Raw genomic sequence first — 26,130 nt, forward strand, 5'->3', positions numbered from 1 at the left:
GAACCTGCGACCTCATGGTCCCAAACCACGCGCGCTCCCATCTGCGCCACACCCCGATACCTAATATCTCTCAGCGACAATGTTTATTCTACAATAGGAATAGCAATCCGTCAATAGCTTTTTTTAAATAAAATTATAATAAATATCTATTTATTACATAAAACCTAAGAACTATACAACAATGTAACGGATTGCTTAGCCTAAAAACTATATTTCCCGAATGTATAAATCAGGCCTTTTGTCACTATCTATTTCTATAAATCCCATTGTTCTCTTTGTGCTTCCGTAAGGAAAAGTTATACTTCCAGGGTTCATTATAGTAATTCCATCATAATTACTTATTAGAGCCTTATGTGAATGACCAAAAAGCACTATATCAGCTCCAACAGCTTTTCCCTTGTAGAATATAGTGTTATATTCATATTTTACATTATACATATTGCCATGAGTTATGAATATTTTTACTCCCATAACATCTATTATTCTCTCAGCTGGATATTCATTGCTCATATCACAATTTCCTCTAACGGCATATATTTCTCCACTAAAGTCCCTATCTAAAATTTTAGTGTCTGGAGCTCCATCTCCACAATGTATTAAAATATCTACGTCCCTAAGATATTTTTTTACTGCATTTATATTAGAAGCTTCATAATGTGAATCACTTATAACAGCAATTTTCATTTTTCCCTCCTATAATAATTCCTCAATTATTTTTCTAGCATTTTGAAGTGCATTGCCTCTGTGTGATATCTTATTTTTCTCTTCCATAGTAAGTTCAGCAAAGCTTCTATTTAACGGCTCATAAAAGAATAATGGATCATATCCAAATCCTCCATCACCTTTTGCCTTATCTAATATATAACCTTCAACTATTCCTTTAACACTTCTATATTCATTATTATCATTTATAATTGCTAATTGGCAAACAAATCTTGCCTTTCTATTTTTATAATCAACTCCTTCTAAATTTAAAAGAAGTTTTTCATTATTTTTTTTATCATTGCCATGCTCCCCAGCATATCTTGCTGAAAAAACTCCAGGATCACCATTTAAGTATTCGACTTCTAAGCCAGAATCATCTGACATAATTATAAAATCACTTTCACCTTTATTAATTAATTCCTTATATATTTCTGTGCTTTTCTTTTTTGCATTTTCTTCAAAAGTAAGTCCATCTTCTTCAACATCTATGTTTAATCCCATATCCTTTAGAGATAAAACCTCAATATCTATATCGCTTAATATTCTTTTTATCTCTTTTATCTTACCTGAATTATTACTAGCAATAACTAACTTTTTCATAAACTATTTTCCTCCAGTCCCTATCCATAGTGCATCCATTTTTAATGCATCCTTTTGGATTTGAACCATTTGCTTAATACCTTTTTGAGCTAAGTCTAGTAATTCATTTAATTCATTTCTACTAAATGGAGATTCTTCACCTGTACCTTGAATTTCTATAAACTCTCCTTCATCTGTAGCTATTACATTCATATCTACTTTAGCATTAGAGTCTTCTTCATAACATAAGTCTAGTATTTTTTCTTCGTTTAGAATTCCTACACTTGTTGCACTTACAAATTTTCTTATTGGGTAAACTTCAAAAGGTTTTTCTTTATGAAGCTTATTTACTGCATCTACTAACGCTACAAAGGCACCAGTAATAGAAGTAGTTCTTGTACCTCCATCTGCTTGTATTACATCACAATCTATCCAAATGGTTTTTTCACCAAGTGCTTTTAAATCCATAACAGATCTTAATGCTCTTCCTATTAACCTTTGAATCTCCATAGTTCTACCATCTATCTTTAGTCTAGCTATGTCTCTTACCTTTCTTGTTCCAGTAGATCTTGGTAACATATTATATTCAGCAGTTATCCACCCTTCACCTTGGCCCTTTAAAAAAGGTGGTACTTTATCTTCTATAGAAGCTGTACAAATTACCTTTGTATCACCAACTTCTATTAATACAGACCCTTCTGCATATTTTGTGTATCCCCTAGTAATTTTAGTTGATCTCACTTGATCATTTTTTCTTCCATCTATTCTCATGTTATTACCTCCATTTCTTAATACTATAAAATTTTATGCACTATTTTAACTTTAAACTCATATTATTAATATGAGGATTAATGAAGAGGTGAAGAATTTGCGATATATAGGACCATATTTTAGAATGAATAAATTATCTTATAAAGAAATTAACGGCCAACTTTTTCATTTATCAAAAGAGGCCATAAGGACTTTAGTACTAGAGTCAAAATGTGGATTAGTTGATTCTACTAAAAATTATAAAAAATTATCATCCTCTATTGATATTACCACATCTACCAATTTTTCTCCACTACTATGTATATATAGAAAAGCATCTCCAAACTATATTCATAGCAAGAATTACAATGGGTTTGATGAAGAATCATTTAAAAAGGAGCTTTGCCCAACAACTAATGCACTATTGACTACAAGTATACTTAATTTATCTACTTATTATTCAAGATTTAAAGATGTAGATGAAAAATTATATGCCTATTCTAAGGTATATAAAAAGCTTTCCAAAAGACAACTTGAATTTTATTCAATTAATCTCAGAAATAATGAAGGTGTTTTTACTGAGAAAAAGAACTTATCTGAAAGTAATCATAAAGGTTATAATCTTGTAGAAAAAAATAATAAATTTAAATTCTCTGACCAAGCTTTTATGATGTTTGCTTACAACCTATATTCAATATTATACCCTGAAGATAAACTTTCATTAGATTATAATAACTTTTCAATGGAAATACTAAATACACTTATTGAATTCAAAGAAAAAATATATGAATGCTCATTTGAAGAAATATGTAAAATACTAACTGCTATTAATATGTTCTACAGTAATTCAAAAAATAATGATGCTAAAATATTAATTATTGATCTTACAGATTTCTTAATTAATAAATTTGATGAAAAGGACTATTATGTTGACTCACTAGATTTCACTTCATTATTTGCAATAAACTTAATGCTATCCTTTAAACATACTCAAATGATTACCTTTAATGAAAAAGCCAAAGATATAATAAATAAATTACTATCACTATATGATGATGAGAAGAATATTTTCTTAAAACTATCAAGTAAAAAGGATTTAAAATATAGTTGTTTTGACATCACCTTTTACTTCTTAGCATTATTTATGTATTCTAAGGAAGATAATAGAGAAGCCGAATATAAAAATATGCTTTCTCAATTATATAGAAAATTATTTATTACTTCAGGAATAGTAACTTCCTGGCCAGATGCACCTACTTTAGATGATGCCGAAAGATATAGAGGTTTAACCTTTAACTCTTCCGATATGATAGATGAAAGCTTTTTTAAGATGTCTAACACCCAATCGCCATCAAATTTAGGGGTGGCACCAATCTTTAAGAAAAATATTACTTATTCAAAAAAGAAAGATTCATTTAGTTCCTCTAATTCATCTTTTGATAGTTATAAAAATCTTTATATCTATAATTTAATAATATTCTTATTTATTAATGATTTTATGTTAGAAACAAACTTATTATCTAATTCATCAAATTATAGAGTAACTGATGAAGATTCTGTTGATGATAATGACTTGGAAGTAGATGATGAAATAATTGATGATGAAAGTAATGATGTTAGAGAATAAGATAATGATGTTAAAGAAAAAGCTTTAGATGATAAAGCTATAAAATAATAGGACTGAGAAATTCTCAGTCTTATTATTTTTCTATTTTATTAAAATTAATGTTACCATTACCGTCTAGCACTAAATTCTTAATTTTCTTGTTTATAGCAATATTATCATTATAAAAAATCAATGGTAAAATAGTGTAATTATTAAACAACTCTTCTTCAATATTTATAAATATATTTTCTCTATCTCCATCTGTTTTAGCAAGCAAAAACTTCTCCTTATTATTACTATCTAAAAAATTTACTAAATTATTGTATATTGATGTATCGTTAGAGAATATTAAGTCTCCTTGAATTAATGCAAAGTTATAGTAATTTCCTTTATCGATGGAATTTAATTCTTCCTTAGTGACTAAATCATAAATTAAATTAGTATCAGAGTTGTTTTCGAACCATGAAACTAAAAAATCACATATTTCCTTACTTTCACTACTTTCTTCTGCTATCATATGCACAGACTTAATACTAATGCCTTCTTCTGAAGTTTCTCTACTCATTACCTTCCTTGCTTGAAGCTTCTCTAAATCTTCTTTATCATCTCTAAAATAGCTTCCATCAGCTAATTCAATATACATGCTGTTATTTATCTGATACTCTTGAAAAGCCTTATTAATCAAATTATATACTTCTTTTCTATCCCCTAACTGTAAAGTATCATCCTTAGGGTTAAAAGCCAAATACATAGCTCTATTTGATTTTAAATTAATCAACCTTCCTTCTGAATTCAATCTACTTAATTGGCTCTTAGGTGGATTAATAACTATATCTCTTTTACCTATTTCAAAAGAAGCCATAGCTACCTCTTCTTCTTCATAAGGAATAATTTTTATTTTATTGGCTATGTTTAAATTAGTAGTATTGTTTTTTTTAAGGCTTAATTCAGACATACTAACTGCTTCGATGCTATAATAACCTGAATAAATTAAATTATTATAATTATTTTTTATACTCTCCCAAAGTAAAACATCTTTTCTAACTCTATACTGCGGCATAGTAAGCTCTTCAATAAATTTATCATCCCTGGAGTTTAACCTAAAAGTTATATTATCTTCATTAAAGCTTATACCTACATCTCTAGCAAAGGAGCCTTCTCCCCCTCTAAATCTTTCAGCACCATACACATTTAATAAAGCTGCTATATTCTCCTCATTTTCTTCTGTTAGTATTTCTCTAAAAAACATAGCAATATCTTCTGGAGTTATTCTTCTTCCATCACTCCAAAATACATCACTTCTTATTTTAAAATCATATTCCAGTCCATCATCCCTTACTTCAACACTTTCTGCTAAAGAAGGTTTAATTTCATTATTTTCATTTAATTCTACTAATCCCCTGCTAGTTGCTGTGATTATATCCTGAGCTCTTTTGTTTAAACTTCCCACTGCTTTAAAATCTGTTGGAATTTGTGCAACTGAATATATAACTTCATTGTTACTATTTTCAGTTTGTGGAGTGGAAATATCTATAAAACCTATTAAAAAGCTAACAACTAACGCTGATGATATAAGTGTTATTATTAATTTCTTCATATATACTTCTCCTTTTGATTAGTATCTTTTAGAATTATATCCATATCAAGGCTTAACTAATCAAAAATATTATTATTTATATAAACATACAAATTTTACTTTTCCATATGTTATAATATCTTTATATAAATTTTGGAGGAATACTAATATGGATTTAGCAGTACAGATTTTTCAAATAGTCTTTTATGGTATAGGTACTTTATTTATGGTAGCCTTTACTATTATAGGAATATGGGGATTTATTATTTTTAGTAAATACTATAAAACAAAAAGAATTGAGAACTATATATTTGAAAAGATTTATCAAGCTTTAAACCAACTTAATCATAAGAATAATAGTACTCTTAATGAAAATTCTGATGAAACCTTAATAGGTATTGATGATTTGCTAAATGAAGAAGATTAATTTATTTTTAAATAGAAATAAGAGGCTGTAATTACAACCTCTTATATTGTTTTGATCTTCTATTAATTATTTATATTTATTTCTTAACCATCAAATTACAAATCTGATATTAATATCTTAATGAATTCTTAAAAAATTAAATTATAATATCTATCTATTGAATTCTTAAAATCTAATAAATCAATATTTCTTCCTACTCGTAAGGATTCTTTACCATTAACAAATAAAAGTAATATAGGTAATGAAAAAATATCATAGGAAGCAGCTATTTTTCTATTCTCTATTGCATTAATTTCCATAAATTCAACTTCTTTATAATCTTTAATTATATGAAAAACCTTGTCCCTTATAGCATCACAAGCTCCACAAGTTACACCACTAAAATATACTATGCTTATTAAGTTCTCTTTTATAAAATCTTCAATCACTTCTTTTTCCATAATTCCTCCAAATTAATATAATTGTATATTTATTATATCATTTAAACAATTATTTTATAAAATTCCTTTCCATTGTAAATACTAAAGAAAGGAGGTGTTTAATTTGAAGAAAAAATATACAATTCTATTGTTATCAACTTTATCCATTGTCATTTGTATTATTTTATTACCTGCTCTTACTGTAAAAAGTAATAATTTAAGTGATTCACAATTTGAACTTAAGCCTTTACCTTATGCTTATGATGCCTTAGAACCTTATATAGATAAGGAAACAATGATGTTACATCATGATAAGCATGAAAAGGCCTATTTAGATAATTTAAATAAAGCAATTTCTAAATACCCTGAATTATATAAGAAGGGATTAGATGGACTATTAAAAGATTTAAATTCAGTACCAGAAGATATTAGAGAAACTGTTAAGAATAATGCAGGTGGAGTTTATAATCATGACTTCTTTTGGTCAATTATGTCCCCTGAAAAGGATATGACACCAAAAGGAGAATTATTAAAAGCTATTAATAAAGATTTTGGTTCCTTTGATAACTTTAAAAGTAAATTTAAAGATGCTGCTTTAGGAAGATTTGGCTCTGGATGGGCTTGGCTTGTTGTTGATAAAGACGGAAAACTTTCTATAATTTCTACTTCTAATCAAGACTCGCCAATATCTCAAGGATTAACTCCAATCTTAGGTATAGATGTGTGGGAGCATGCATATTACTTAAAGTATCAAAATAGACGTGGAGATTATATAGATAATTGGTGGCATGTAGTTAACTGGGATAAAACAGAATCTAACTATACTTCAACTAAAAAATAGAAATACTATAAATGCTAAATAAAAAAATGGAGCTGTTCTTACAGCTCCATTCTAATATTATATTTATTTTAGAAACTCTCCAAGGAGTTTCCTCACTAATTTTTTCATTTTTTAATTATTTCATTTTTTCCTAGAATATTGTGTTTTGTTCTTCTTTATCGAATATATGAATCTTATTAGCATCAAATCCGAATTCAATTGGATCACCAATCTTGTAAGCTGCAACTGTTCTTGATTTAATGATAAAGTTTGCTCCATCTTTTTTAATGTGAATATATATTTCAGCACCTAAGTTTTCCATTAAGTCAACTACTCCATTGAAAGTAACAACTCCTGGTTTTGCTAATTCTTCCTTAGTGTGATATATGTTTTCTGGTCTTACTCCAACTATTACATCTATATTTTCTGCATTCTTTTCCTTTATAGTCTTAGCCTTATCTGCTGGAATTTCCATTAACTTATCAAATACTTTAACATATTGTCTTCCATTTTCAACAGAAGTTTGTCCATATGTCATGTTCATTTGAGGGCTTCCAATAAATCCTGCAACGAAAAGGTTAGCTGGATTATTATATATTTCAGTAGGTGATGCAACTTGTTGAATAACTCCATCTTGCATAACTACTATTCTAGTTCCTAAAGTCATTGCTTCTGTTTGGTCATGTGTAACATATATAAATGTTGTGTTTAATTCATTATATAATTTTGATATTTCTATTCTCATTTGAACTCTTAATTTAGCATCAAGATTTGATAAAGGTTCATCCATTAAGAATACCTTTGGACTTCTAACTATAGCTCTTCCCATAGCAACTCTTTGTCTTTGTCCACCTGATAATGCCTTTGGCTTTCTATCTAATAAATGCTCGATGTCTAATATCTTAGCTGCATCTCTAACCTTTTTTTCTATTTCAGCTTTTGGCATTTTTCTAAGTTTTAATCCAAATGCCATATTTTCATATACAGTCATATGTGGATATAATGCATAGTTTTGGAAAACCATAGCTATATCTCTATCTTTAGGAGCAACATCATTGACTAATTTATCATCAATATATAATTCCCCACTTGATATTTCTTCTAATCCTGCTATCATTCTTAAAGTTGTTGATTTACCACATCCTGATGGTCCAACGAAAACAATAAATTCTCTGTCTTCAATATCTAAATTGAAATCCTTAACTGCTTCAAATCCATTTTCATATACCTTTTGAATACCTTTTAATTTTAAACCTGCCATATTTCTCTCCTCCAAATATATTAATAAAATACTAATGGGTTAACTCTTTTTATAAACTCTATTAATTTGTCATCCATTGCTAATTGAAATCCTGTAGTACCTTTAGAGGTATTAACAATATAGACCTTTGATTTAATTCCTGATTCCTCTAAATAAGCTTTTATGATTTTAGTATTATTGCTTAGCTTGTCCAAAGTTTTTACACTAGATATTTCTCTTATATTAAAGCTACCAATTTCTTTCCTTTTACTTTTATTCATAATTTTATAAATTGAAAGTTCATTTCCTGTTAGCTCATATTCATACTCTACTATCACCTTTCTAGATAATATAAAAATTATAAAGTATACTAATGCAAAAAATATAGCTCCTATTATATTAAGCATTGCTATTAATACTATTGCTATAGCCAGAGATCCCTTTGATAGAATATTCATAGTATTTTCTATTCTACGATAGTCCTTTGTCTGAAATTGTTCATAAAAACAATCCATTTTCATCCCCCCCTATACCGTTTACATAAATCTCATGATTTAATTATATTATCTTTCAATCTAATTTCAATTTTATTTAACCTTTAATTCTACTTTCCTAAATAATGCCTAATAAATACATAGATATATTGTGAATTTTTACAATATAGATGAATATATTTTATACTCCTTGTTACCTTGGCAAATTCCAAATGTCTAGAATATAATGAATATTTTATTTAATCATTAAGGAAAGAAGTTTATAAAAAATAAAGAACTATCCAATTAGTAAATAAATATAAACTATTGGTAGTTCTTTATTAAAATATTTGTATTAATAATATACTCTAAATTCTAAAGCAATACTAATTGTTATCTTATTTTTACTACTGATAATCTATGCAATGCTCTTGTACTCATTATATATTTAATTAAATTATCAGTATTTTCATCAAAATCAACTAATATTACAGCATCAAATTCTAATCCCTTAGCATAATAAGAAGGAACAAGAACCCTTCCCCCTCTATAAACTATATCAGATTTATTAAAGGACAAAATATTAGTACGCTTTTTAAGCTCTGGTGAAATAATATTTACTTCTTCCTTATCCTTAGTTATTATAGCTACATTTTCATATTTTTCTTCTTGATAATCTTCTAAAAGATTTACTATAACTTCTATTAAATCTTCAGTATCTCCTTTTGGAACTGTAGTTTCTAAAACATTAAATTCTCCTTTTCTAACAAAAGGTACTACAATATCTTCCTCTAAGAACTTATTAGCATATTCCATAATTTGATAAGTAGATCTATAACTTTTATTTAATTGATATAGATTAAAGAATCCACCAAAAATATCTTTTAATCTTAACATTGCAGGTACTTCTTCAGCCTTAACTAATCTTTGATTTGAATCACCTACTATTGTATAACTTCTACAACCTGTTAACTCCTTAAGAACTATAAATTGAAGCATATTATAATCTTGTGCTTCATCAATAACGATGTGTTTAACTTCATAATCTGCTTTTTTACCATCTAATTTTATCATTAAATATAAAATCCCAGCTAAATCTAAATATGATAACTTTTCAGTGTTCATAAAGTTCTTATAGATATTAACAACTTCTTCGTTATCAATCCAAGCTTCTATCTCTGCCTTAGATTTCATAACTTCTCTAACTACATCTCTTATTGCAATTTTTCTTCTAAATTCTATATTATTTTCTTCAATAGCTAGTTCATCTGCTGATAATTTTGTCTTTTCTTCTTTAGAATTTATGTTAATTTCTCTAACCTTTTCATCTCTTTTATCTTTAATCTTAGAAAATAAAATTCTTTTAACTTTTTGACTTCTTCTAAAGATAGGCATATATTTATAATGTTTTTCAAATAATTCATTTATTTCTTCTACTGATACTATTTCTTCATTCAAAAAGATAACTGGTTGTATTTTCAAATAGCTCTCCTCTATTTCCATTATCTTTTTGTCTAATAAATCAATAAAGTCCTTAGATGACTTATATTTTATTTCATTAATTACTTCTTCATTTCCCTTTAGAACTGCTTCTAAATAAGAAGTTATATCTTTAACCTCTTCATTTAAACCTATTTCCTTATATGCAAATGATAAGAAGGTTTCATTCTTAACTGCAGTTTCACCTAAATTAGGTAAAACTTCTGATATATAATCCATAAATACATCATTTGGTCCAAGAATTAATACTTTATCAGTTAATTGCTGTCTATAATTATATAAAAGGTATGCTACTCTATGAAGAGCTATTGTAGTTTTACCAGATCCCGCTACCCCATTAACTACAACAACTTTATTTCTATCTGCTCTTATTATTTCATCTTGTTCCTTTTGGATTGTATTTACTATATCTTTAAGCTTTTCCCCAGAATTAGAAGATAGCACCATTTGTAATATTTCATCCTGTATATTAATATCAGAATCAAAATACCCTTCTAATTTAGCTTTTTTAACCATAAGCTGCCTTCTGCCTAATATATCTACAGGTACTTCCCCTTGGGGGCTAGAATAGCTAGTCTCTCCTAACATTCCCTTATAAAATAAAGATGCAACTGGAGCCCTCCAATCTACAATTACAGGATCATAAGTTCCTTCTGGTGTTAATCCATACCTTCCAATATATAATTCTTCATTAAAGCCATCATCAATGAAATTAATCTTTCCGAAATAAGGTGATTCCTTTAGCTTAACAAATTCAGATAACTTTCTATCTATAGCCTTATAACTTTCCTCTTTTATATATCTTTCATGATCGAAATATTCTATTAATTTATCTTCATCATCTCTGTATTCTTCAATATACTTCTTTCTATAATCAAGTATATATTCAGAAATAGCTTTTCTTTTTTCTATATAATTTAATGTCTCATCATTAAGAATGTTTAATGTTTTTTTTAGGTTTTCTTCTTCTCTTAAGAATTCAATTTTATCCAAGAGTATTTCCCCCTTTGACTTTTTACTAAGAAAGAGTGTAACAAAAAAATTTGCACACTCTTCCATTAAACTAACCAACTTTTATTATTTTAAACTTCAGTTTGCTTTAAATCAACTTGATTTTAATATTCTTCTAAAGAATATCTGTATTATCATCTACTAATATATCAGCTGATGATTTATTAGCTGCCTTATCTCTATCCTTTTTTTCTTTCTTTTTCTTTAATTCCGGATATTTTTCATAAACAAAGTTCATGAACTCATCACCAAATATTGTTTCCTTTTCTAATAGATATTCAGAAATTCTATCTAGTAAATCTCTATTTTCATTTAATATCTGTCTAGTATTTTTATGACAAGTTCTTATGATATCTAATACTTCCTGATCAATTAAAGTTGATGTTTCTTCACTACATTCTCTAACAGCTCTTCCATCTAAATATCTATTTTGTGGAGACTCTAAAGCCATCATATCAAATTTTTCAGTCATTCCATAAATAGTTACCATACTTCTTGCTGTTTTAGTAGCTCTTTCAATATCATTAGATGCTCCAGTAGAAACTAAATTAAATACCTCTTCTTCTGCAGATCTACCACCTAGCATAACCATAATTTGATTTGTTAACTCTTCTTTAGAAACAAGGTATTTTTCTTCCTCTGGTAATTGCATTGTATATCCTAAAGCTCCCATGGTTCTTGGAACTATAGTAATCTTATGTACTGGGTCTGTATTTTCTAAAAGAGCTGCTACTAAAGCGTGGCCTACTTCATGGAAAGCTACTACTCTCTTTTCCATTGGAGATAAAATTCTATCTTTTTTCTCCTTACCAGCTATAATAACTTCAACAGCTTCTCTTAAATCTTCTTGCATTACATACTCTCTATCATGTTTAACTGCTGCTAATGCACCTTCATTTACTATGTTTGCTAAATCTGCTCCTACAGCTCCTGGAGTACTTTTAGCAATTTCCTCTAAATCTACATCATCACCAAGTTTAACACCCTTAGAGTGAACTTTTAAAATATCTATTCTTCCTTTAAGATCAGGTCTATCAACTATAACTCTTCTATCAAATCTTCCTGGTCTTAATAATGCCTTATCTAATATTTCAGGTCTATTTGTGGCAGCTAAAACTACTATTGCTTTAGTAGAATCAAATCCATCCATTTGTGTTAACAATTGATTTAATGTTTGTTCTCTTTCATCATTAGTTTGAAGTTGAGAATCTCTACTCTTACCAATTGAATCTATTTCATCTATAAATATTATACATGGAGCATTTTTCTCTGCTTCTTGGAATAAATCCCTAACTTTAGCTGCTCCCATTCCTGCAAACATCTCAACAAAATTTGAGCCAGATATTGATAAAAATGGTACATTCGCCTCTCCAGCTACTGCTTTTGCTAGCAATGTTTTTCCTGTTCCTGGAGGTCCAACTAAAAGAGCTCCTTTTGGTAGCTTTGCTCCAATATCTGTATATTTAGCTGCATTATTTAAGTAATCTATTATTTCTTTTAGTGATTCCTTGGCTTCATCTTGGCCTGCTACATCATCAAAAGTTACTTTTATATCATTTTCTTTATATACCTTAGCATTACTTTTGCCTAATCCCATCATAGGACCAGCACCCATTTTCTTACCTATTCTTCCAGCTAAAAATCTAAAAACCCCAAAAAGTATTATAGGCATAATTACCCAGCTAAATATAAAATCTGCAAAAAAGTTATCCTTTATAGTTTCTGCACTATACTCTACTCCTGCTTCATTTAATAAACTTACTAAATCTGGATCATTTACGTTACCAGTATATAATATTTTTCTTTTTGAAGTTTCTTCTTCATTTTCTTTAGGTAATATTTTTATTTCACTTGATGAAATAACTACCTCTTCAACTTGCTTATTCTCTAACATATTTAGAAATTTGTTATAACTTATTTGATCTGTTGTCATGAAACTCTTAGTTGCAGAAAATCCATATAAAAATAAAAATGCTAAAACTGCATATATTATGGTATGCTGCTTTTTATTATTATTGTTATTATTTTCTTCAGTATTCTTATTATCCATATTCTTTCCTTTCAAAAACTATTTTACTTTTCCTATTTGATCTAGTGGATATACCTTAACTTGTGCTTTCCCAGTAATATCTTTGCCGTCAATATAAGGATTAATCCAGTATCTAGAATCCTTGGAATATAATCTATTATCTCCTAAAAAGAAGTACTTTCCTTCTGGAACTTCATATACTCCATTAATATTATCCTTCGTACCTATATAATCTTCTTCTAATACTTCACCATTTACAGAAACAATTCCGCTTTCTATTTCTATTTTATCTCCAGGTAATCCAATTAATCTTTTAATTAAATCCTCTTGAAGTTCTTCTGAATAAAAAACTACTATATCTCCTCTATTTAATTTATCTAAATTATAAATTCTTGTCACAAATAATCTATCGCCTACATTTAAAGTTGGTACCATAGATTCAGATGGAATTAAAACTTTAAATAATAAAAACTTATTAATAAGAAAAGCAATAATAAATGCTGAAATTACTGGAATTCCCCACTCATAAATGAAATTTTTTATTGAACTTTTTCCCTTTTCTTTCTTTTCGATATTATTTTCTGTCATTCTTCCCATAATCCTTTCATTAATTTATCTATTTCTTCTTTTCTTAATTTTGTAGCTTCATTATCTATATAGTAAAAATCATCTTTTTTATAAAGTATATCTCCTTCTTTTGCATCATCGGCTATATACTTCTTTTCTACATTAAATATATTTCCTTCTAAACCTTCTAATACGAAATATCCATCTTCTATTCTGTCAATTACATACTCTTTTTTCTCCATAGTATTACTTTTAATCACCTCTCCCTATACTTTATATTATATTTTAGTATATCATATTATTACAATTTTAAATAGCATACAATGTGCTAAAATAGAGGCTGTAAAAACAGCCCCTTTATACTATTGTAATTCTTCTTTAATTAAATCTTCGTAACTTTGTCTCTTTACAACCACTCTTGCTTCACCATTTCTTACAAAAACAACTGCTGGTCTAGCTATTTTGTTATATCCACTTGCCATTGAAAATCCATAAGCACCTGTAGATAAAACAGCTAATATATCTCCAATTTCTGCTTTTTGAATTTCTATATCATTAATTAATATATCTCCAGATTCACAGCACTTGCCTGCTATCGTAACCTTATCATCCATTGGTGCTAATGCCTTATTAGCAATTAAAGCCTCATACTTCGCACCATATAATGCTGGCCTAATATTATCCGTCATTCCACCATCTACTGATAAATATTTTCTAATCCCCGGTATGTCTTTAATAGTTCCTACAGTATATAAGGTAGTACCAGCATTGGCAACAATTGATCTACCTGGTTCTATTGTTAATATAGGTTTCTTAATTTCTAAGTCATAACAAACCTTTTCAACAGTATCTAATATAACCTTACAGTAATCTTCTATTTTTTTCGGAGCATCTCCTTCAGAATAATAGATTCCAAAGCCTCCTCCTAAATCTAGTTCCTCTATATAATGACCTGTTTCTTGTTTTATATCATATATATATTTTAACATAACTTCCGCTGCATCTTTAAAAGGTTCAGTCTCAAATATTTGTGAACCTATATGACAATGAAGACCAACTAAATTAATATTATCTAACTCCAATGATTTCTTTACAGCCTCCATTATAATATTCCCTACAGGTGCAAAACCAAACTTTGAATCTATTTGCCCTGTTTTTATATAATCATGAGTATGTGCTTCTATTCCTGGTGTTAATCTAAGATATATATCTTGCCTTTTATTATAGCTTTCTGCTACTTCATTAATTCTAGCTATCTCTTCAATATTATCTACAATAAATCTTCCTACACCTAATTTAATTCCAAGATTTATTTCTTCTAAGGTTTTATTGTTTCCATGAAAATATATTTTTTCCATTGGAAAACCAGATTTATATGCAGTATACAATTCGCCCCCAGAAACTACATCTAAATATAACCCCTCTTCATTAATTAGCTTACACATTTCAATTGTTAAAAATGCCTTCCCCGCGAAAGCTACTCTATTATTATTCTCTTTAACTTTAAAACCTCTAATATAGCCCCTGCATTTATCTAATAGAAGTTGTTCATCCATTACGTAAAGTGGTGTCCCATAGTCTTTAGCTAAATCACTGGCCTTTATACCTCCAATGACTAAATCATTTTCTTCAATTTTGCTTGCCCCAAAAAACTTCATATATTTCCTCCAATATATTTTAAAATATTATGATAAAGCCACCATGGTTAATCATAGTGGCTTTTTTCATTCTATTTATTATTATACACTTTTTTTGATAGTTATTCTATATTTATGCAATTGAATTGAATTTTTTTAATTTTCACCTCTATATTTATCCATTAAGTTTCCCATTACTTCTCCTGATGGTGGTGGTGTATATGTTATTGCATTTGCTCCTGCTTCTATAGTTCTCATTATACTTTCATTAGTAGGTCCACCAGTTGCTATTATCGGAAAATTAGGAAATTCCTCTCTTATTTTCCTAACTATATTTGGAGTATTCTTACCTCCGGATACATTTAATATAGTAGCTCCTGCCTCTATTCTTTCTGCTATATTTTCACATTCAGACACAATTGTAACTATTACAGGTATATCTATTATTTCTTTAACATTCCTTATTATTTCATTAGAAGTTGGGGCATTTACAACAACACCCATAGCACCCTTAAACTCTGCATCTAAAGCTAAATTAACTACTCTTTTTCCTTGAGTAATTCCTCCTCCAACTCCACAAAAAACAGGGACATCTGCTGCCATAACTAAAGCTTGAGTTATAATAGGCTGAGGGGTGAAAGGATATACTGCAATTATAGCATCCGCATTTGTATTTTTTATAATTGCTACATCCGTTGTAAATAATAAAGATTTTATTCTTTTGCCAAATATTTTTATCCCACTACATTCTCTAATACAGGAAGGAACCTCTATTACATGGCTTCTTAATGCGCCTTTTATCTCTGGTACCTGTTTTATTTTTTTCCCATCCATATAAAACTCCTCCTATTTTATCTTTCTCTTTATTATTTTTTTTCGTATAATTATATTATACTACCTTTTAATCATATTAATATATATTTGACTAGATTATTTTATAAAATTATTAAGTAAGAATCAACATCTATTATTTTAATTATTGCTAACTACTAAAAATTTCTAAGAGGTGATTTATATAAAAAAGGTCAAATTATATCCACCATATATTGTTTTAATAACTATATATCTATTTTTTATTGTGGTTGCATTTATACTAGATTCTCCAACAGAAATATTAACTGGACTAAAAAAAATAATTCTTAGCCCAGATATATTAATTTCTGATTATGTTGAAATTGGAGGAATTGGCGCTTCTCTTATTAACTCGGCTTTAACTAGCTTGTTTGCCTTATCTATTTTAGTATTTATTGGTGTTAAACCAAATGGATCTACTATTATGTCCCTTTGGCTAATATGTGGTTTTGCATTCTTTGGAAAAAACATATTTAACATTTGGCCAATTATCATTGGTGTTTATCTTTACTCTAGATATCAAAAAGAACCATTTCTTAATTATAGTTTAGTTGCAATGCTTTCTACTACATTAGCCCCTACTGTAAGTCAACTAAGTTTTACAAACAACGTTTCAAAACCTATTGGGATAATATTAGGATTTTTAATAGGAATACTAACAGGATTCATTTTAGCACCTATTTCTTCCCATTGTATAAAAGTTCATAACGGATACAATTTATATAATGTTGGTTTTTCTGCAGGTATTTATGCTACATTACTAATGGCTATTTTAAGAGCACTAGGAATAGAATTTGAATCTAGAATGTTGTGGAATACAGAATCAAATTTTATTTTTGTAATTCTATTACTAATCTTATCTATCTATTTAATTGTTCTTGGCATTTATAATAATTCTTCATTAAACAAGGATTTCTTATCCTTGATAAAACAACCTGGTAGATTAGTTAGTGATTTTTATATCTCTTTTGGAAACACATGTTACTTTAATATGGGGATACTATGTATTTTATCAACAATACTTGTGTTATCATTACAATCCCATTTAAATGGACCTACTATTGCTGGAATATTTACTATTGTAGGCTTCGGAGCCTTTGGTAAGCACCCTGTAAACGTTATTCCAATTATTATAGGTGCAATTTTAGGAGCCTTCATTAATATTAATCCAATTAATTCACCTTCATTAATTCTATCTATACTTTTCTCTACTGCTCTAGCTCCAGTAGCAGGTAAATTTGGATATAAAGTTGGTATATTAGCTGGATTTTTACATGTAAATATGGTAACTAATATAGGGTACCTCCATGGAGGACTTAATTTATATAACAATGGCTTAGCAGCAGGATTCGTAGCCATGATTTTAATTCCAGTAATAAACATTTTTAAGAAGGAGGCGTTATAGAATGAGATACCAATTTGAGAGAAACTTAAAAATTATTAATGAACTAATGACTTATTTACATAAGTTAGGTGCCAAAAATATCAATGTTAAATTTACTAAAAATGATTCTACAACCGATATTGACATTTGGGGAGAGATTATTACTATGGAGCAATCTGAATTGGATAACTTAATTAATTTACTAAATACTGATAGGCAACATGAAATTGAAGAATATTATTGGAACCTAGATAGCGATGCAGAAGAAAATGGTGACTTTACCCTAATAGGTATGATGATAGATAAAGCAGATGTAACTTATTCTAATAATATCTTAAGTTTTAAAATATGCAGAAATGAAATATAAAAAGAGGCTGTATAACAGCCTCTCATCTTATTATTAATTTATATTGTATCACAGTTACTTCTTAATTCTAAGATCTTTTTAACTACTTTTGTTCCTATAAGATCTTCTTTCATTTCTCCTAAAGCCTTAGAAAGTTTTGTCCATCCCATACCTTCTACCTCTGTAGATTTCTTAATTTCTCCTGAAACAAAATCTGCAACAAATGTTATCATTAAAATCTCTTTATCAACTACATAATCTGAACCCAAATATCTTATATTATCAATATCTATGCCAGCTTCTTCTTTAACTTCTCTACTTACAGCTTCTTCTGCAGTTTCATTATTACCAACATAGCCTGATAATAATACCTTTGAATTTTCGTATATATAGCTTTGCTTTAATAATAATATTTCATCATCTTTTATTATTGCTACCATTATACATGGCTTAGGAGTATCAAAAAACATTATATCATCATGAGAACAGTAAGGAACTCCACCTTCATCCCAGCTAAACTTCTCTTCTAACCCTCTGCCACACATAGGGCAAAACTTATACTTCATATCCCACCTCTTATTAGTAAAAACTAAATTAATTACAATATTATTTTTACTTCTTTGTTAATTTCAATCATATTTTCATCCACTATGCAATTATAAGCCATTATGTCCACACCATTTTCTTTAGCTAATCTTAAGGCACTACCAAACTCTATATCAGTTTCATCATTTGGAGAAAATGTATGAACATTATTTAATTGTATTAAAAATAATATACCTGCCCCATATCCCTTTCTTTTTGCTTCAATAAGCTCCATTATATGTCTAGCACCTCTTTCTGTAGGTGCATCTGGGAATCTACAATAGCCTTGGTGCTCTAAAGTAACTCCCTTTACTTCTAGGTAATATATATCATTATCTTCTGTGGATAACATAAAATCAAATCTACTTTTTCCAAAAGTCTTTTCTCTGTTTATTTTACTATAATTATTTAAATTTTCAATTTTTTTATTTTGTAAAGCTTCATAAACTACTTTATTTGGAATTTGTGAATCAATATTAATCAATATATTATCTTTCATTGCTGCAATTAAATCATATTTAGTCTTTCTAGTTGGATTTAATTCTTCTCTTAGAAATACCTTAGTACCTTCCTTCAATATTTCCCTACACCTTCCTGTATTAGGAACATGAACTACAATTTCTTCATCATTTAATAATACTTTTGCATTAAATCTATTAGGTCTACTTATAAATTTCCCTTGAAGGATATTTTTATCAAACTTCATATTTCTACTCCCTTAAATTATTAATTATTTCTACATTTTTCTCATAAATTTTTAAACTTATTCACTTAAAGGAATAAAGTTTTCCACAGCTTATTTTGAAAAAACTCTGTATTTCTCTATATTTTCATAATAATTGTAACATTATCCACAGTTTTTATCCACATTTTGTCCAAACTGTGCATAACTATATTTTTATCCATACATCTACTTTTTTTCTTATTTTACCTTATATAACATATACCTTTAATCGTCAACAAAAATCATCATATTGTTACAAACATATATTCCATCCATATATATTGTGTCAATACTTTTTTAAAAGTTTTCAACAGTTTTTAATAGTTGTCCACATTTTGTGGATAACTTTCCACAGTTTTAACATATATTCTTATAGTTATACACATTTTATATTTCTTTGTAAAGAATATATTAAATAAAAAGCTGTATTAAAAAGTCCTTAAAAAGTACTCTTTAATACAGCTATTGATTATATTACTGAGTTCTTAAATTTGTACCATGTAACTAAATACTGAATTCCTAAAACAAATGGTCCAATTAAAGCAGTTGCTAATGCCCATATAAATTTGTTTTGTCCTTTTTCTTCAGCTAGTTTAAATGATGCAAATACTGATAGTAATAATAATATTATTATTACTATCATAATTTATTTTTATCTCCCTTATTTATATACTTCCTTAATCCAAATATATTTTACATAATATATTTTACTTTTTCAATAAATCTCCTTTGGCATAAAAGTAAACTATTTGTAAATCTTTAAAAAATAAAGGGAGCTATTAACTCCCTTATTTATATAAAATATTTTATTATTAATTTATAATTGCTTGTGCTCGTTCTCTTAAAAGCTCAATATTATTATCTACATCTACTGTAGTAGACTTATATGAATCTGTAAAATTATAAAAATAATTTGCTATTTCAAATCTTTTTGATCTTGATACCTTAAACTTACTTGATATTTCTTCTAAAAAGTCAACTTCTTGATCCTCATAATCACCATCAACTAGTGCTAATGCTACTAATTCAAAGTATATAATTAACTTAGACTTTTCTGATGAATTACTTAGTTTATTTATTATATCATCATATTCTATAGTTATAATTTCTTCACTATTTATTCCTAATTCTTCTTTATATTCATCAACTAGTACCTGTTCTTCTCTTGCAAATTTATTATCAACTTTAGTAAAAATTGAAACTAAATTTAAAAAACATATAGCTTCTTCTTTATTTAATTCATTTAAAAACATAATTGCTGCCCTCCTAATTATATAAAAATTCTAACTAATTTATTATATCTTAGTTATTAAAAAATTAAAACATTCCTATAATTAAAGCTTATTTATTAAAAAAGCTTATAAATTCTTTTAAATCTTTCTGCTTCTTCTTCTTTTCCTAAAATCTTATTTACTTTACTAATTAATAAATAAATATCTTTATTATATGGGTCAATTCCAATAGCCTTTTTAAGTAATCTATGTGCTTCTATAGCATTTTCTTCACTATTTAATAATAATTTTACTTCATCTAATAAATTATTATCCTGATTTTTTTTAGTGTTATCTTCTATTTTACCCTCAATCTCATCTAGAACACTATTTATCCTATCAGTTGAGAATGGCTTTTGCAGATAAACTAATGCTCCTAGTTTTGTACACTCAATTGCATTTTTAACTGTAGCAAAAGCAGTCATTATTATAACTGGGCAGTTTTCTCTTTCTTCTTTTATGCTCTTTAGAATTTCTGTACCACTTATACCAGGCATTCTAATATCTAAAAATATTAAATTAATATCTATATCTTTATTTTTTACAAATCTTAAAGCTTCTATTCCATTATCTGCTGTAATTACGTTATATCCTCTTATTTCTAAACAAGTGCTTAATAAATTTCTAATATTCTTGGTATCATCTATTACTAGAACTCTTTTCATTACCTCAACTCCTAAATTCTAATTTTTAACTAATGGTATAGTAAATGTAAACTTACTTCCTACTCCTATCTTGCTTTCACACCAAATTTCTCCGCCATGCATTTCCACTATTTCTTTAGCAATAGCTAGTCCTAATCCTGTGCTTTCTTGAGGTATATCAAAGCCTTCAACTCTAACAAATCTTTCAAATATTTTGTTTAAATAGTCTTCTGGAATTCCTCTACCAGTATCTGTAACAGATATAAATACCTTATCATTATCATAACTAGCAGTTATTTTTACCAAACCATTTTCAGTATACCTTATAGCATTAGAAATTAAATTATTTAAAACCCACTTTATTTTCTCATTATCTATCATTACATAAGGTAGCTTAGTATTTAAATTCATATCTAAAGCTATCTTTTTCTCTTTTGCTTGCAATTCAAAATTAGAAAAAGATTCCATTATAATTTTACTTACATCATATCTTTTTTTATTTAAATTATTTTTATTTGATTGTATCTCATATACCTTTAATAAATCTGATACTAATTCATTTAGCTTATGAATATCTTCTTCCATAGTATCAACTATATCCTTTTGTTTTGAATTCAATTGTCCAATATTTTCATTATTGACAAGCCCTATACCCATCATTATTGAAGTTAATGGCGTTTTTAACTCGTGTGATATAGTATAAATTAAATTTTTATTAGCCACTTCTGATTCTATTAGCTCTGTAGTATCTTTAATAACTAATAATATATGGTTATTTTTTCTCTTTCCTTCTCTATTTGAAGAAATATCTATTTTAAGGAATAGTCGTTTATTTTTATAAATAACTTCTATAACTTTATTATTTTCTTTACTAATTTCATACTCTTGAATCAGATTATATATCTCAGGCAAATTAATTAAATCTAAAAAATATTTTCTTTTATAGTCCCTTTCATTTATTTGAAATAACTTCATTCCATTTTTATTAATAAATTTAAATCTATAATCTTTATCTAATAATATTATTGTATCGTTTAATGAATATACTAATAAATTAATTGCATAAAAGTATCTATTTATTAAAACAAAACAAGTTATTCCAAATATAATAGCTACAACTAAGAAAAATAATGAAATTAAATATATAATCTCCTTTGTTTTACTTTGAAAATTATCTTTTTCTATTAAAATAATATCTTCATTTAATTTCTCTAAACTTTTTAAATCATCAATTACAACGCCTACTTGTAATACTATTTTTTCATTATAAAATTTTACTAATTCACTGTAGTTTTCTCCATTACTATAATCTTGTATTAAAGAAAATAGTTTGCTAAATTCTATGTATTCATAATTAACTTTTTCTAATAACTTGGCCTCTTCATCATCAGTAATATTTCCTTTTGCAATATATAACCACTTATAAAATTCATCATCATTTGAATGAAATATATTCACTGCCCTCTCTTTATCTCCTTGGAGATAAATAAGTATAGCTTTTTCTTGATCATTTACTGCACTTATCATACTTTTTATTGAATCTATGCTCTTATAACCATTATTTATTGGTCCATCTGTAGAACTTTTTGTAATATAAACACTTACTGCTGTTAAGAACCATATAATAACTATTATTATGCCTAAAAAAATATATATAAATTTAACTTTTTTATTTAAGGAATTAAACATGATATTCCCCTCTCAGTTTTCTTTATATGTTAATTATACATTAAATTATTAAATGTAATATATTATTTTTATATCTATCTTTTTACAAATTATTAATAAAAAAAGAGGCTGTTCAAACAGCCTCTATAACATTCTATTAATAGTTTTCACAAAATACTTCGAAGTATGATTTTGGATGTAAACATGCTGGACATACTTCTGGTGCTTCAGCTCCTTCAAATATAAATCCACAATTTCCACATTTCCATAGAACTACTTCATCTTTCTTGAATACTTGTCCTTCTTCTACGTTCTTAAGTAATTTGTTATATCTTCTTTCATGCATATTTTCTACTTCTATTATTCTTTCATAAGCAACAGCAATTCCTGGGAATCCTTCTTCTCTAGCAACTCTTGCAAATTCTGGATAAAGTTGAGTCCACTCTTCATTTTCACCTGCTGCAGCTGCTTTTAAATTACTAGCAGTATCATCATATAATGCTACTGGATATCCAGCAGTTATTTCTATTTCTTCTCCAGCAAATTCATCCTTTAAGAATTTATAGAATCTCTTTGCATGTTCCTTTTCTTGCTCAGCAGTTTCCATGAATATGTTTGAAATTTGAACATAGCCTTCTTTTTTAGCTACGCTAGCATAATAAGTATATCTTGTTCTTGCTTGACATTCTCCCGCAAAAGACTTCATTAAATTTTCAGCAGTTTTAGTTCCTTTTAAACTCTTCATAAATTACCACACTCCTATAAAAATTTTTTTTAAAATTTCCTATAAATACATTATATTACATATATACTTTTTTATCAAAGGCCTACCCATTAAATAATAAGAATTATCTGATATTTTCTCTGATTTTATTTAATTATTAGACTTTTCTTTCTTTTTATAGAAAAATAGCCACAAGAATAACTTATGGCTATTTTTCTAATTAATCATATTTATTTTTCTTTAATATAGCTAAAACCGCCATTCCTATTACTGATCCAGCTACTAGAGATATAAAGTATCCAAGAGGATTGCTTATAACTGGTAATACAAATATTCCCCCGTGTGGTGCTCTAAGTTGGCATCCGAAATACATTGATAATGCTCCTGCTATTGCTGAACCTATTACACAAGAAGGTATTACTCTTAGTGGATCTGATGCTGCAAAAGGTATTGCTCCTTCTGTTATAAATGATAATCCCATTACGTAATTAGTAACTGCTGATTGTCTTTCCTTTTTAGTAAATTTCTTTTTAAAGAATGTTGTACATAATGCTATTGCTAATGGAGGAACCATACCACCAACCATAACTGCTGCCATAAATTCAAATTGCTCATTTGCTAAGGATGCAGTTCCAAATACATAAGCTGCCTTATTTAAAGGACCTCCCATATCAAAGGCCATCATTCCTCCTAAAAGTGCTCCAAGTAATATTCTACTACTTTCTCCCATGTTATTTAAGAAGTTAGTAATTCCAGTATTTAGAGCTGCAACTGGTGGGTTGATTACAAATATTATTATTGCACCTATAAGTAATATACCAAAGAAAGGATATAGTAATACTGGTTTTAATCCTTCTAAGCTATTTGGAAGTTTTTCAAACAGCTTCTTTAAACCTATTATTAAGTATCCAGCAATAAAACCTGCAAGTAATGCACCTAGGAACCCTGAACCACCCTTATTAGCAAGCATACCGCCTACAAAACCTACTGCAAGTGCTGGTCTATCGCCTATACTCATAGCAATGTATCCAGCTAGTATTGGTAACATGAAATCAAAAGCTGTTCCACCTACAGTCTTTAAGAAACCTGCAAAAGGTGTATTCATACCAAAGTTTGCAGGATCTATACTGTAATCATCAAATAAAAATGCTAAAGCAATTAATATACCTCCACCAATTACAAATGGTAGCATATGTGAAACTCCATTCATAAGGTGTTTATATATTTGACGTCCTATACTTTCATTTTCTTCTGAAGTACTATCTTCAATATCTTTAGAACCATTGTGATTATAAATAGGTGCATCTCCTGATATAGCTCTATTAATTAATTCTTCTGATTTGTGAATTCCATTGGCAACCTTAGTTTGAATAACTTTCTTTCCATTAAATCTTGCCATTTCCACCTTTTTATCTGCTGCAACTATTATACATTCTGCTTCTTCTATTTCTTTATCAGTCAGAACATTCTTAGCTCCACCTGAACCATCTGTTTCTACTTTTATTGAAATTCCCATTTCTTTTGCTTTTTCTTCTAAGCTTTCAGCAGCCATATATGTATGAGCAATTCCTGTAGGACAAGCTGTTACAGCTAGCACTCTATAACCATCTTTACTTTCTTCTTTTACTTTATTAACTTTTTCATTTTCAAATTCATCAATTAATTTTATAAATTCTTCTGGTGTTTTAGAACCTTCTAAAGCATTTCTAAACTTTTCATCCATTAACATAGTTGAAAGTCTTGCTAAAACTTCTAAGTGAAGGTTATTCTCACCATCTGGAGCTGCAATTAAAAAGAATATTTTTGCTGGATTCCCATCTAAAGAGTCATAATCTACTCCTTCATTAACTACCATGGCAGCTAACCCAGCATCCTTAACTGCTTTTGTTTTAGCGTGAGGTATAGCAATTCCATCACCAATACCAGTAGTACTAAGCTCTTCCCTAGCTAAAACTGCTTTTTTATATTCATCTTTATTATTTAAATTTCCTGATTCATTCATTAAATCAACTAATTTATTTATAGCATCATTTTTTGATTTTACATTAGGATTTATAGCTATAGATTTTTTATTTAATAAATCTGTAATTTTCATAATTAAACCTCCAAATTATAATATTTGTTTTAATAATTCATAGACTTTATCTTTAGTTGCTAATCCTTCTGAAAAAGCACTTGCACTTCCTGTTGCAACTCCCATTTTAAAGGCTTCTTCTAAATTCCCCTTATTTAAATATCCTGCAATAAATCCGCCTACCATGGAATCCCCTGCACCTACAGAATTTACTAGCTTTCCCTTTGGAACATCTGATTTTATAACTTTATTATCTTCTGTTATAAATATAGCCCCATCTCCAGCCATAGAAACTAATACATTCATAGCTCCCATTTCCTTAAGTTTTTTAGCATAAATTATGATTTCATCATCATTCTTGATCTTAACATTAAATAATTCTCCTAATTCGTGATGATTAGGCTTAATTAAAAAGGGTTTATATTTTAAAACATTTAATAATAAATCTTTTGTTGCGTCTACTATAATTTTTATTTTTTTATCTAATAACCTTTCCATTATAATTTCATATATATTTTC

Annotated in this window: 27 protein-coding genes; 5 read left to right on the forward strand and 22 right to left on the reverse strand. The window is 27.9% G+C overall.

Annotated features, from left to right (window positions below):
* Positions 1 to 207: 207 nt before the first annotated feature.
* Genes HUJ77_RS05850 through rph form a run of 3 tightly spaced genes read right to left on the reverse strand, consistent with a single transcriptional unit; the run spans position 208 to position 2,055 of the window.
* Entirely contained in the window at positions 208 to 684 is a 477-nt protein-coding gene (locus HUJ77_RS05850; protein WP_291707640.1) for a metallophosphoesterase, read from the reverse strand.
* Positions 685 to 693: 9 nt separating this feature from the next.
* The gene (locus tag HUJ77_RS05855) at positions 694 to 1,305 is read right to left on the reverse strand and encodes an XTP/dITP diphosphatase (RefSeq protein ID WP_291707641.1); all 612 of its coding nucleotides are present in this window, start codon (positions 1,303 to 1,305) and stop codon (positions 694 to 696) included.
* A 3-nt stretch (positions 1,306 to 1,308) separates the two neighbouring features.
* The gene (gene rph / locus HUJ77_RS05860; RefSeq protein ID WP_291707642.1) at positions 1,309 to 2,055 is read right to left on the reverse strand and encodes a ribonuclease PH; all 747 of its coding nucleotides are present in this window, start codon (positions 2,053 to 2,055) and stop codon (positions 1,309 to 1,311) included.
* A gap of 88 nt (positions 2,056 to 2,143) precedes the next feature.
* Between rph and HUJ77_RS05865 the strand changes: the two genes are divergently transcribed.
* Entirely contained in the window at positions 2,144 to 3,661 is a 1,518-nt protein-coding gene (locus tag HUJ77_RS05865; protein WP_291707643.1) for a hypothetical protein, read from the forward strand.
* Positions 3,662 to 3,734: 73 nt separating this feature from the next.
* On the opposite strand, the gene HUJ77_RS05870 is transcribed toward HUJ77_RS05865, so the two are convergent.
* Entirely contained in the window at positions 3,735 to 5,237 is a 1,503-nt protein-coding gene (locus tag HUJ77_RS05870; protein WP_291707644.1) for an ABC transporter substrate-binding protein, read from the reverse strand.
* Between the two features lie 148 nt (positions 5,238 to 5,385).
* Between HUJ77_RS05870 and HUJ77_RS05875 the strand changes: the two genes are divergently transcribed.
* Positions 5,386 to 5,643, forward strand: coding sequence for a hypothetical protein (locus HUJ77_RS05875; RefSeq protein WP_291707645.1), 258 nt, complete (start codon positions 5,386 to 5,388; stop codon positions 5,641 to 5,643).
* Positions 5,644 to 5,771: 128 nt separating this feature from the next.
* Here HUJ77_RS05875 and HUJ77_RS05880 read toward each other — a convergent pair whose 3' ends face one another.
* Entirely contained in the window at positions 5,772 to 6,083 is a 312-nt protein-coding gene (locus HUJ77_RS05880; RefSeq protein WP_291707646.1) for a thioredoxin family protein, read from the reverse strand.
* A 160-nt stretch (positions 6,084 to 6,243) separates the two neighbouring features.
* Between HUJ77_RS05880 and HUJ77_RS05885 the strand changes: the two genes are divergently transcribed.
* Positions 6,244 to 6,903 carry a superoxide dismutase gene (locus HUJ77_RS05885; RefSeq protein ID WP_366032907.1) on the forward strand — a complete coding sequence of 220 codons (660 nt, stop codon included), beginning with the start codon at positions 6,244 to 6,246 and terminating at the stop codon, positions 6,901 to 6,903.
* 130 nt (positions 6,904 to 7,033) lie between these two features.
* On the opposite strand, the gene ugpC is transcribed toward HUJ77_RS05885, so the two are convergent.
* The 8 genes from ugpC to HUJ77_RS05925 form a co-directional block, all read right to left on the reverse strand.
* Positions 7,034 to 8,143: a sn-glycerol-3-phosphate ABC transporter ATP-binding protein UgpC gene (gene ugpC, locus HUJ77_RS05890; RefSeq protein WP_291707648.1), complete on the reverse strand. Its 1,110-nt coding sequence runs from the start codon at positions 8,141 to 8,143 to the stop codon at positions 7,034 to 7,036.
* A 20-nt stretch (positions 8,144 to 8,163) separates the two neighbouring features.
* On the reverse strand, positions 8,164 to 8,637 hold the full coding sequence (locus HUJ77_RS05895) for a hypothetical protein (RefSeq protein ID WP_291707649.1): 474 nt from the start codon (positions 8,635 to 8,637) through the stop codon (positions 8,164 to 8,166).
* A 351-nt stretch (positions 8,638 to 8,988) separates the two neighbouring features.
* On the reverse strand, positions 8,989 to 11,088 hold the full coding sequence (locus HUJ77_RS05900; protein WP_291707650.1) for a UvrD-helicase domain-containing protein: 2,100 nt from the start codon (positions 11,086 to 11,088) through the stop codon (positions 8,989 to 8,991).
* A gap of 133 nt (positions 11,089 to 11,221) precedes the next feature.
* The gene (ftsH, locus tag HUJ77_RS05905) at positions 11,222 to 13,156 is read right to left on the reverse strand and encodes an ATP-dependent zinc metalloprotease FtsH (protein ID WP_291707651.1); all 1,935 of its coding nucleotides are present in this window, start codon (positions 13,154 to 13,156) and stop codon (positions 11,222 to 11,224) included.
* A gap of 18 nt (positions 13,157 to 13,174) precedes the next feature.
* The gene (gene lepB, locus HUJ77_RS05910) at positions 13,175 to 13,723 is read right to left on the reverse strand and encodes a signal peptidase I (RefSeq protein ID WP_291707652.1); all 549 of its coding nucleotides are present in this window, start codon (positions 13,721 to 13,723) and stop codon (positions 13,175 to 13,177) included.
* Positions 13,720 to 13,962, reverse strand: coding sequence for a DUF3006 domain-containing protein (locus HUJ77_RS05915; RefSeq protein ID WP_291707653.1), 243 nt, complete (start codon positions 13,960 to 13,962; stop codon positions 13,720 to 13,722). Before HUJ77_RS05915 ends, lepB begins: the two co-directional genes overlap by 4 nt.
* 102 nt (positions 13,963 to 14,064) lie before the next feature.
* On the reverse strand, positions 14,065 to 15,360 hold the full coding sequence (gene lysA, locus HUJ77_RS05920) for a diaminopimelate decarboxylase (RefSeq protein WP_291707654.1): 1,296 nt from the start codon (positions 15,358 to 15,360) through the stop codon (positions 14,065 to 14,067).
* A gap of 135 nt (positions 15,361 to 15,495) precedes the next feature.
* A complete protein-coding gene (locus tag HUJ77_RS05925) occupies positions 15,496 to 16,173 on the reverse strand; it encodes a hydrolase (protein WP_291707655.1) in 678 nt (225 codons plus the stop codon).
* A gap of 244 nt (positions 16,174 to 16,417) precedes the next feature.
* Here HUJ77_RS05925 and HUJ77_RS05930 point away from each other — a divergent pair, with 244 nt between their 5' ends.
* Positions 16,418 to 17,596 (forward strand): DUF1576 domain-containing protein, encoded by a 1,179-nt coding sequence (locus HUJ77_RS05930; protein WP_366032901.1) that lies wholly within the window; start codon positions 16,418 to 16,420, stop codon positions 17,594 to 17,596.
* 1 nt (position 17,597) lies between these two features.
* Complete coding sequence (locus HUJ77_RS05935; RefSeq protein WP_291707656.1) at positions 17,598 to 17,942, forward strand: hypothetical protein; 345 nt, start codon at positions 17,598 to 17,600, stop codon at positions 17,940 to 17,942.
* Between the two features lie 38 nt (positions 17,943 to 17,980).
* Here HUJ77_RS05935 and HUJ77_RS05940 read toward each other — a convergent pair whose 3' ends face one another.
* The 9 genes from HUJ77_RS05940 to HUJ77_RS05980 form a co-directional block, all read right to left on the reverse strand.
* Positions 17,981 to 18,487 (reverse strand): NUDIX domain-containing protein, encoded by a 507-nt coding sequence (locus tag HUJ77_RS05940; RefSeq protein WP_291707657.1) that lies wholly within the window; start codon positions 18,485 to 18,487, stop codon positions 17,981 to 17,983.
* Positions 18,488 to 18,519: 32 nt separating this feature from the next.
* Entirely contained in the window at positions 18,520 to 19,212 is a 693-nt protein-coding gene (sfsA, locus tag HUJ77_RS05945; protein ID WP_291707658.1) for a DNA/RNA nuclease SfsA, read from the reverse strand.
* Between the two features lie 487 nt (positions 19,213 to 19,699).
* Positions 19,700 to 19,873 carry a hypothetical protein gene (locus tag HUJ77_RS05950; protein ID WP_291707659.1) on the reverse strand — a complete coding sequence of 58 codons (174 nt, stop codon included), beginning with the start codon at positions 19,871 to 19,873 and terminating at the stop codon, positions 19,700 to 19,702.
* Between the two features lie 169 nt (positions 19,874 to 20,042).
* Positions 20,043 to 20,483: a hypothetical protein gene (locus tag HUJ77_RS05955; protein WP_291707660.1), complete on the reverse strand. Its 441-nt coding sequence runs from the start codon at positions 20,481 to 20,483 to the stop codon at positions 20,043 to 20,045.
* A 95-nt stretch (positions 20,484 to 20,578) separates the two neighbouring features.
* Positions 20,579 to 21,166 carry a response regulator gene (locus tag HUJ77_RS05960; RefSeq protein WP_291707661.1) on the reverse strand — a complete coding sequence of 196 codons (588 nt, stop codon included), beginning with the start codon at positions 21,164 to 21,166 and terminating at the stop codon, positions 20,579 to 20,581.
* An 18-nt stretch (positions 21,167 to 21,184) separates the two neighbouring features.
* Positions 21,185 to 22,834 (reverse strand): PAS domain-containing sensor histidine kinase, encoded by a 1,650-nt coding sequence (locus tag HUJ77_RS05965; RefSeq protein ID WP_291707662.1) that lies wholly within the window; start codon positions 22,832 to 22,834, stop codon positions 21,185 to 21,187.
* A gap of 136 nt (positions 22,835 to 22,970) precedes the next feature.
* A complete protein-coding gene (gene rbr, locus HUJ77_RS05970) occupies positions 22,971 to 23,558 on the reverse strand; it encodes a rubrerythrin (protein ID WP_291707663.1) in 588 nt (195 codons plus the stop codon).
* Between the two features lie 199 nt (positions 23,559 to 23,757).
* Entirely contained in the window at positions 23,758 to 25,632 is a 1,875-nt protein-coding gene (locus tag HUJ77_RS05975; RefSeq protein WP_291707664.1) for a fructose-specific PTS transporter subunit EIIC, read from the reverse strand.
* Positions 25,633 to 25,647: 15 nt separating this feature from the next.
* A partial coding sequence (locus HUJ77_RS05980) for a PfkB family carbohydrate kinase (protein WP_291707665.1) occupies positions 25,648 to 26,130 on the reverse strand: 483 nt, incomplete at its 5' end.

This window comes from Clostridium sp., assembly GCF_021443865.1.
GTDB lineage: Bacteria > Bacillota > Clostridia > Clostridiales > Clostridiaceae > Clostridium.

Coding starts and splice junctions, on each gene's coding strand:
- HUJ77_RS05850 (WP_291707640.1), bottom strand. CDS start 684: ATGAAAATTGCTGTTATAAGTGATTCACATTATGAAGCTTCTAATATA.
- HUJ77_RS05855 (WP_291707641.1), bottom strand. CDS start 1,305: ATGAAAAAGTTAGTTATTGCTAGTAATAATTCAGGTAAGATAAAAGAG.
- rph (WP_291707642.1), bottom strand. CDS start 2,055: ATGAGAATAGATGGAAGAAAAAATGATCAAGTGAGATCAACTAAAATT.
- HUJ77_RS05870 (WP_291707644.1), bottom strand. CDS start 5,237: ATGAAGAAATTAATAATAACACTTATATCATCAGCGTTAGTTGTTAGC.
- HUJ77_RS05875 (WP_291707645.1), top strand. CDS start 5,386: ATGGATTTAGCAGTACAGATTTTTCAAATAGTCTTTTATGGTATAGGT.
- HUJ77_RS05880 (WP_291707646.1), bottom strand. CDS start 6,083: ATGGAAAAAGAAGTGATTGAAGATTTTATAAAAGAGAACTTAATAAGC.
- ugpC (WP_291707648.1), bottom strand. CDS start 8,143: ATGGCAGGTTTAAAATTAAAAGGTATTCAAAAGGTATATGAAAATGGA.
- HUJ77_RS05895 (WP_291707649.1), bottom strand. CDS start 8,637: ATGGATTGTTTTTATGAACAATTTCAGACAAAGGACTATCGTAGAATA.
- ftsH (WP_291707651.1), bottom strand. CDS start 13,156: ATGGATAATAAGAATACTGAAGAAAATAATAACAATAATAATAAAAAG.
- lepB (WP_291707652.1), bottom strand. CDS start 13,723: ATGACAGAAAATAATATCGAAAAGAAAGAAAAGGGAAAAAGTTCAATA.
- lysA (WP_291707654.1), bottom strand. CDS start 15,360: ATGAAGTTTTTTGGGGCAAGCAAAATTGAAGAAAATGATTTAGTCATT.
- HUJ77_RS05925 (WP_291707655.1), bottom strand. CDS start 16,173: ATGGATGGGAAAAAAATAAAACAGGTACCAGAGATAAAAGGCGCATTA.
- HUJ77_RS05935 (WP_291707656.1), top strand. CDS start 17,598: ATGAGATACCAATTTGAGAGAAACTTAAAAATTATTAATGAACTAATG.
- HUJ77_RS05940 (WP_291707657.1), bottom strand. CDS start 18,487: ATGAAGTATAAGTTTTGCCCTATGTGTGGCAGAGGGTTAGAAGAGAAG.
- sfsA (WP_291707658.1), bottom strand. CDS start 19,212: ATGAAGTTTGATAAAAATATCCTTCAAGGGAAATTTATAAGTAGACCT.
- HUJ77_RS05950 (WP_291707659.1), bottom strand. CDS start 19,873: ATGATAGTAATAATAATATTATTATTACTATCAGTATTTGCATCATTT.
- HUJ77_RS05955 (WP_291707660.1), bottom strand. CDS start 20,483: ATGTTTTTAAATGAATTAAATAAAGAAGAAGCTATATGTTTTTTAAAT.
- HUJ77_RS05960 (WP_291707661.1), bottom strand. CDS start 21,166: ATGAAAAGAGTTCTAGTAATAGATGATACCAAGAATATTAGAAATTTA.
- HUJ77_RS05965 (WP_291707662.1), bottom strand. CDS start 22,834: ATGTTTAATTCCTTAAATAAAAAAGTTAAATTTATATATATTTTTTTA.
- rbr (WP_291707663.1), bottom strand. CDS start 23,558: ATGAAGAGTTTAAAAGGAACTAAAACTGCTGAAAATTTAATGAAGTCT.
- HUJ77_RS05975 (WP_291707664.1), bottom strand. CDS start 25,632: ATGAAAATTACAGATTTATTAAATAAAAAATCTATAGCTATAAATCCT.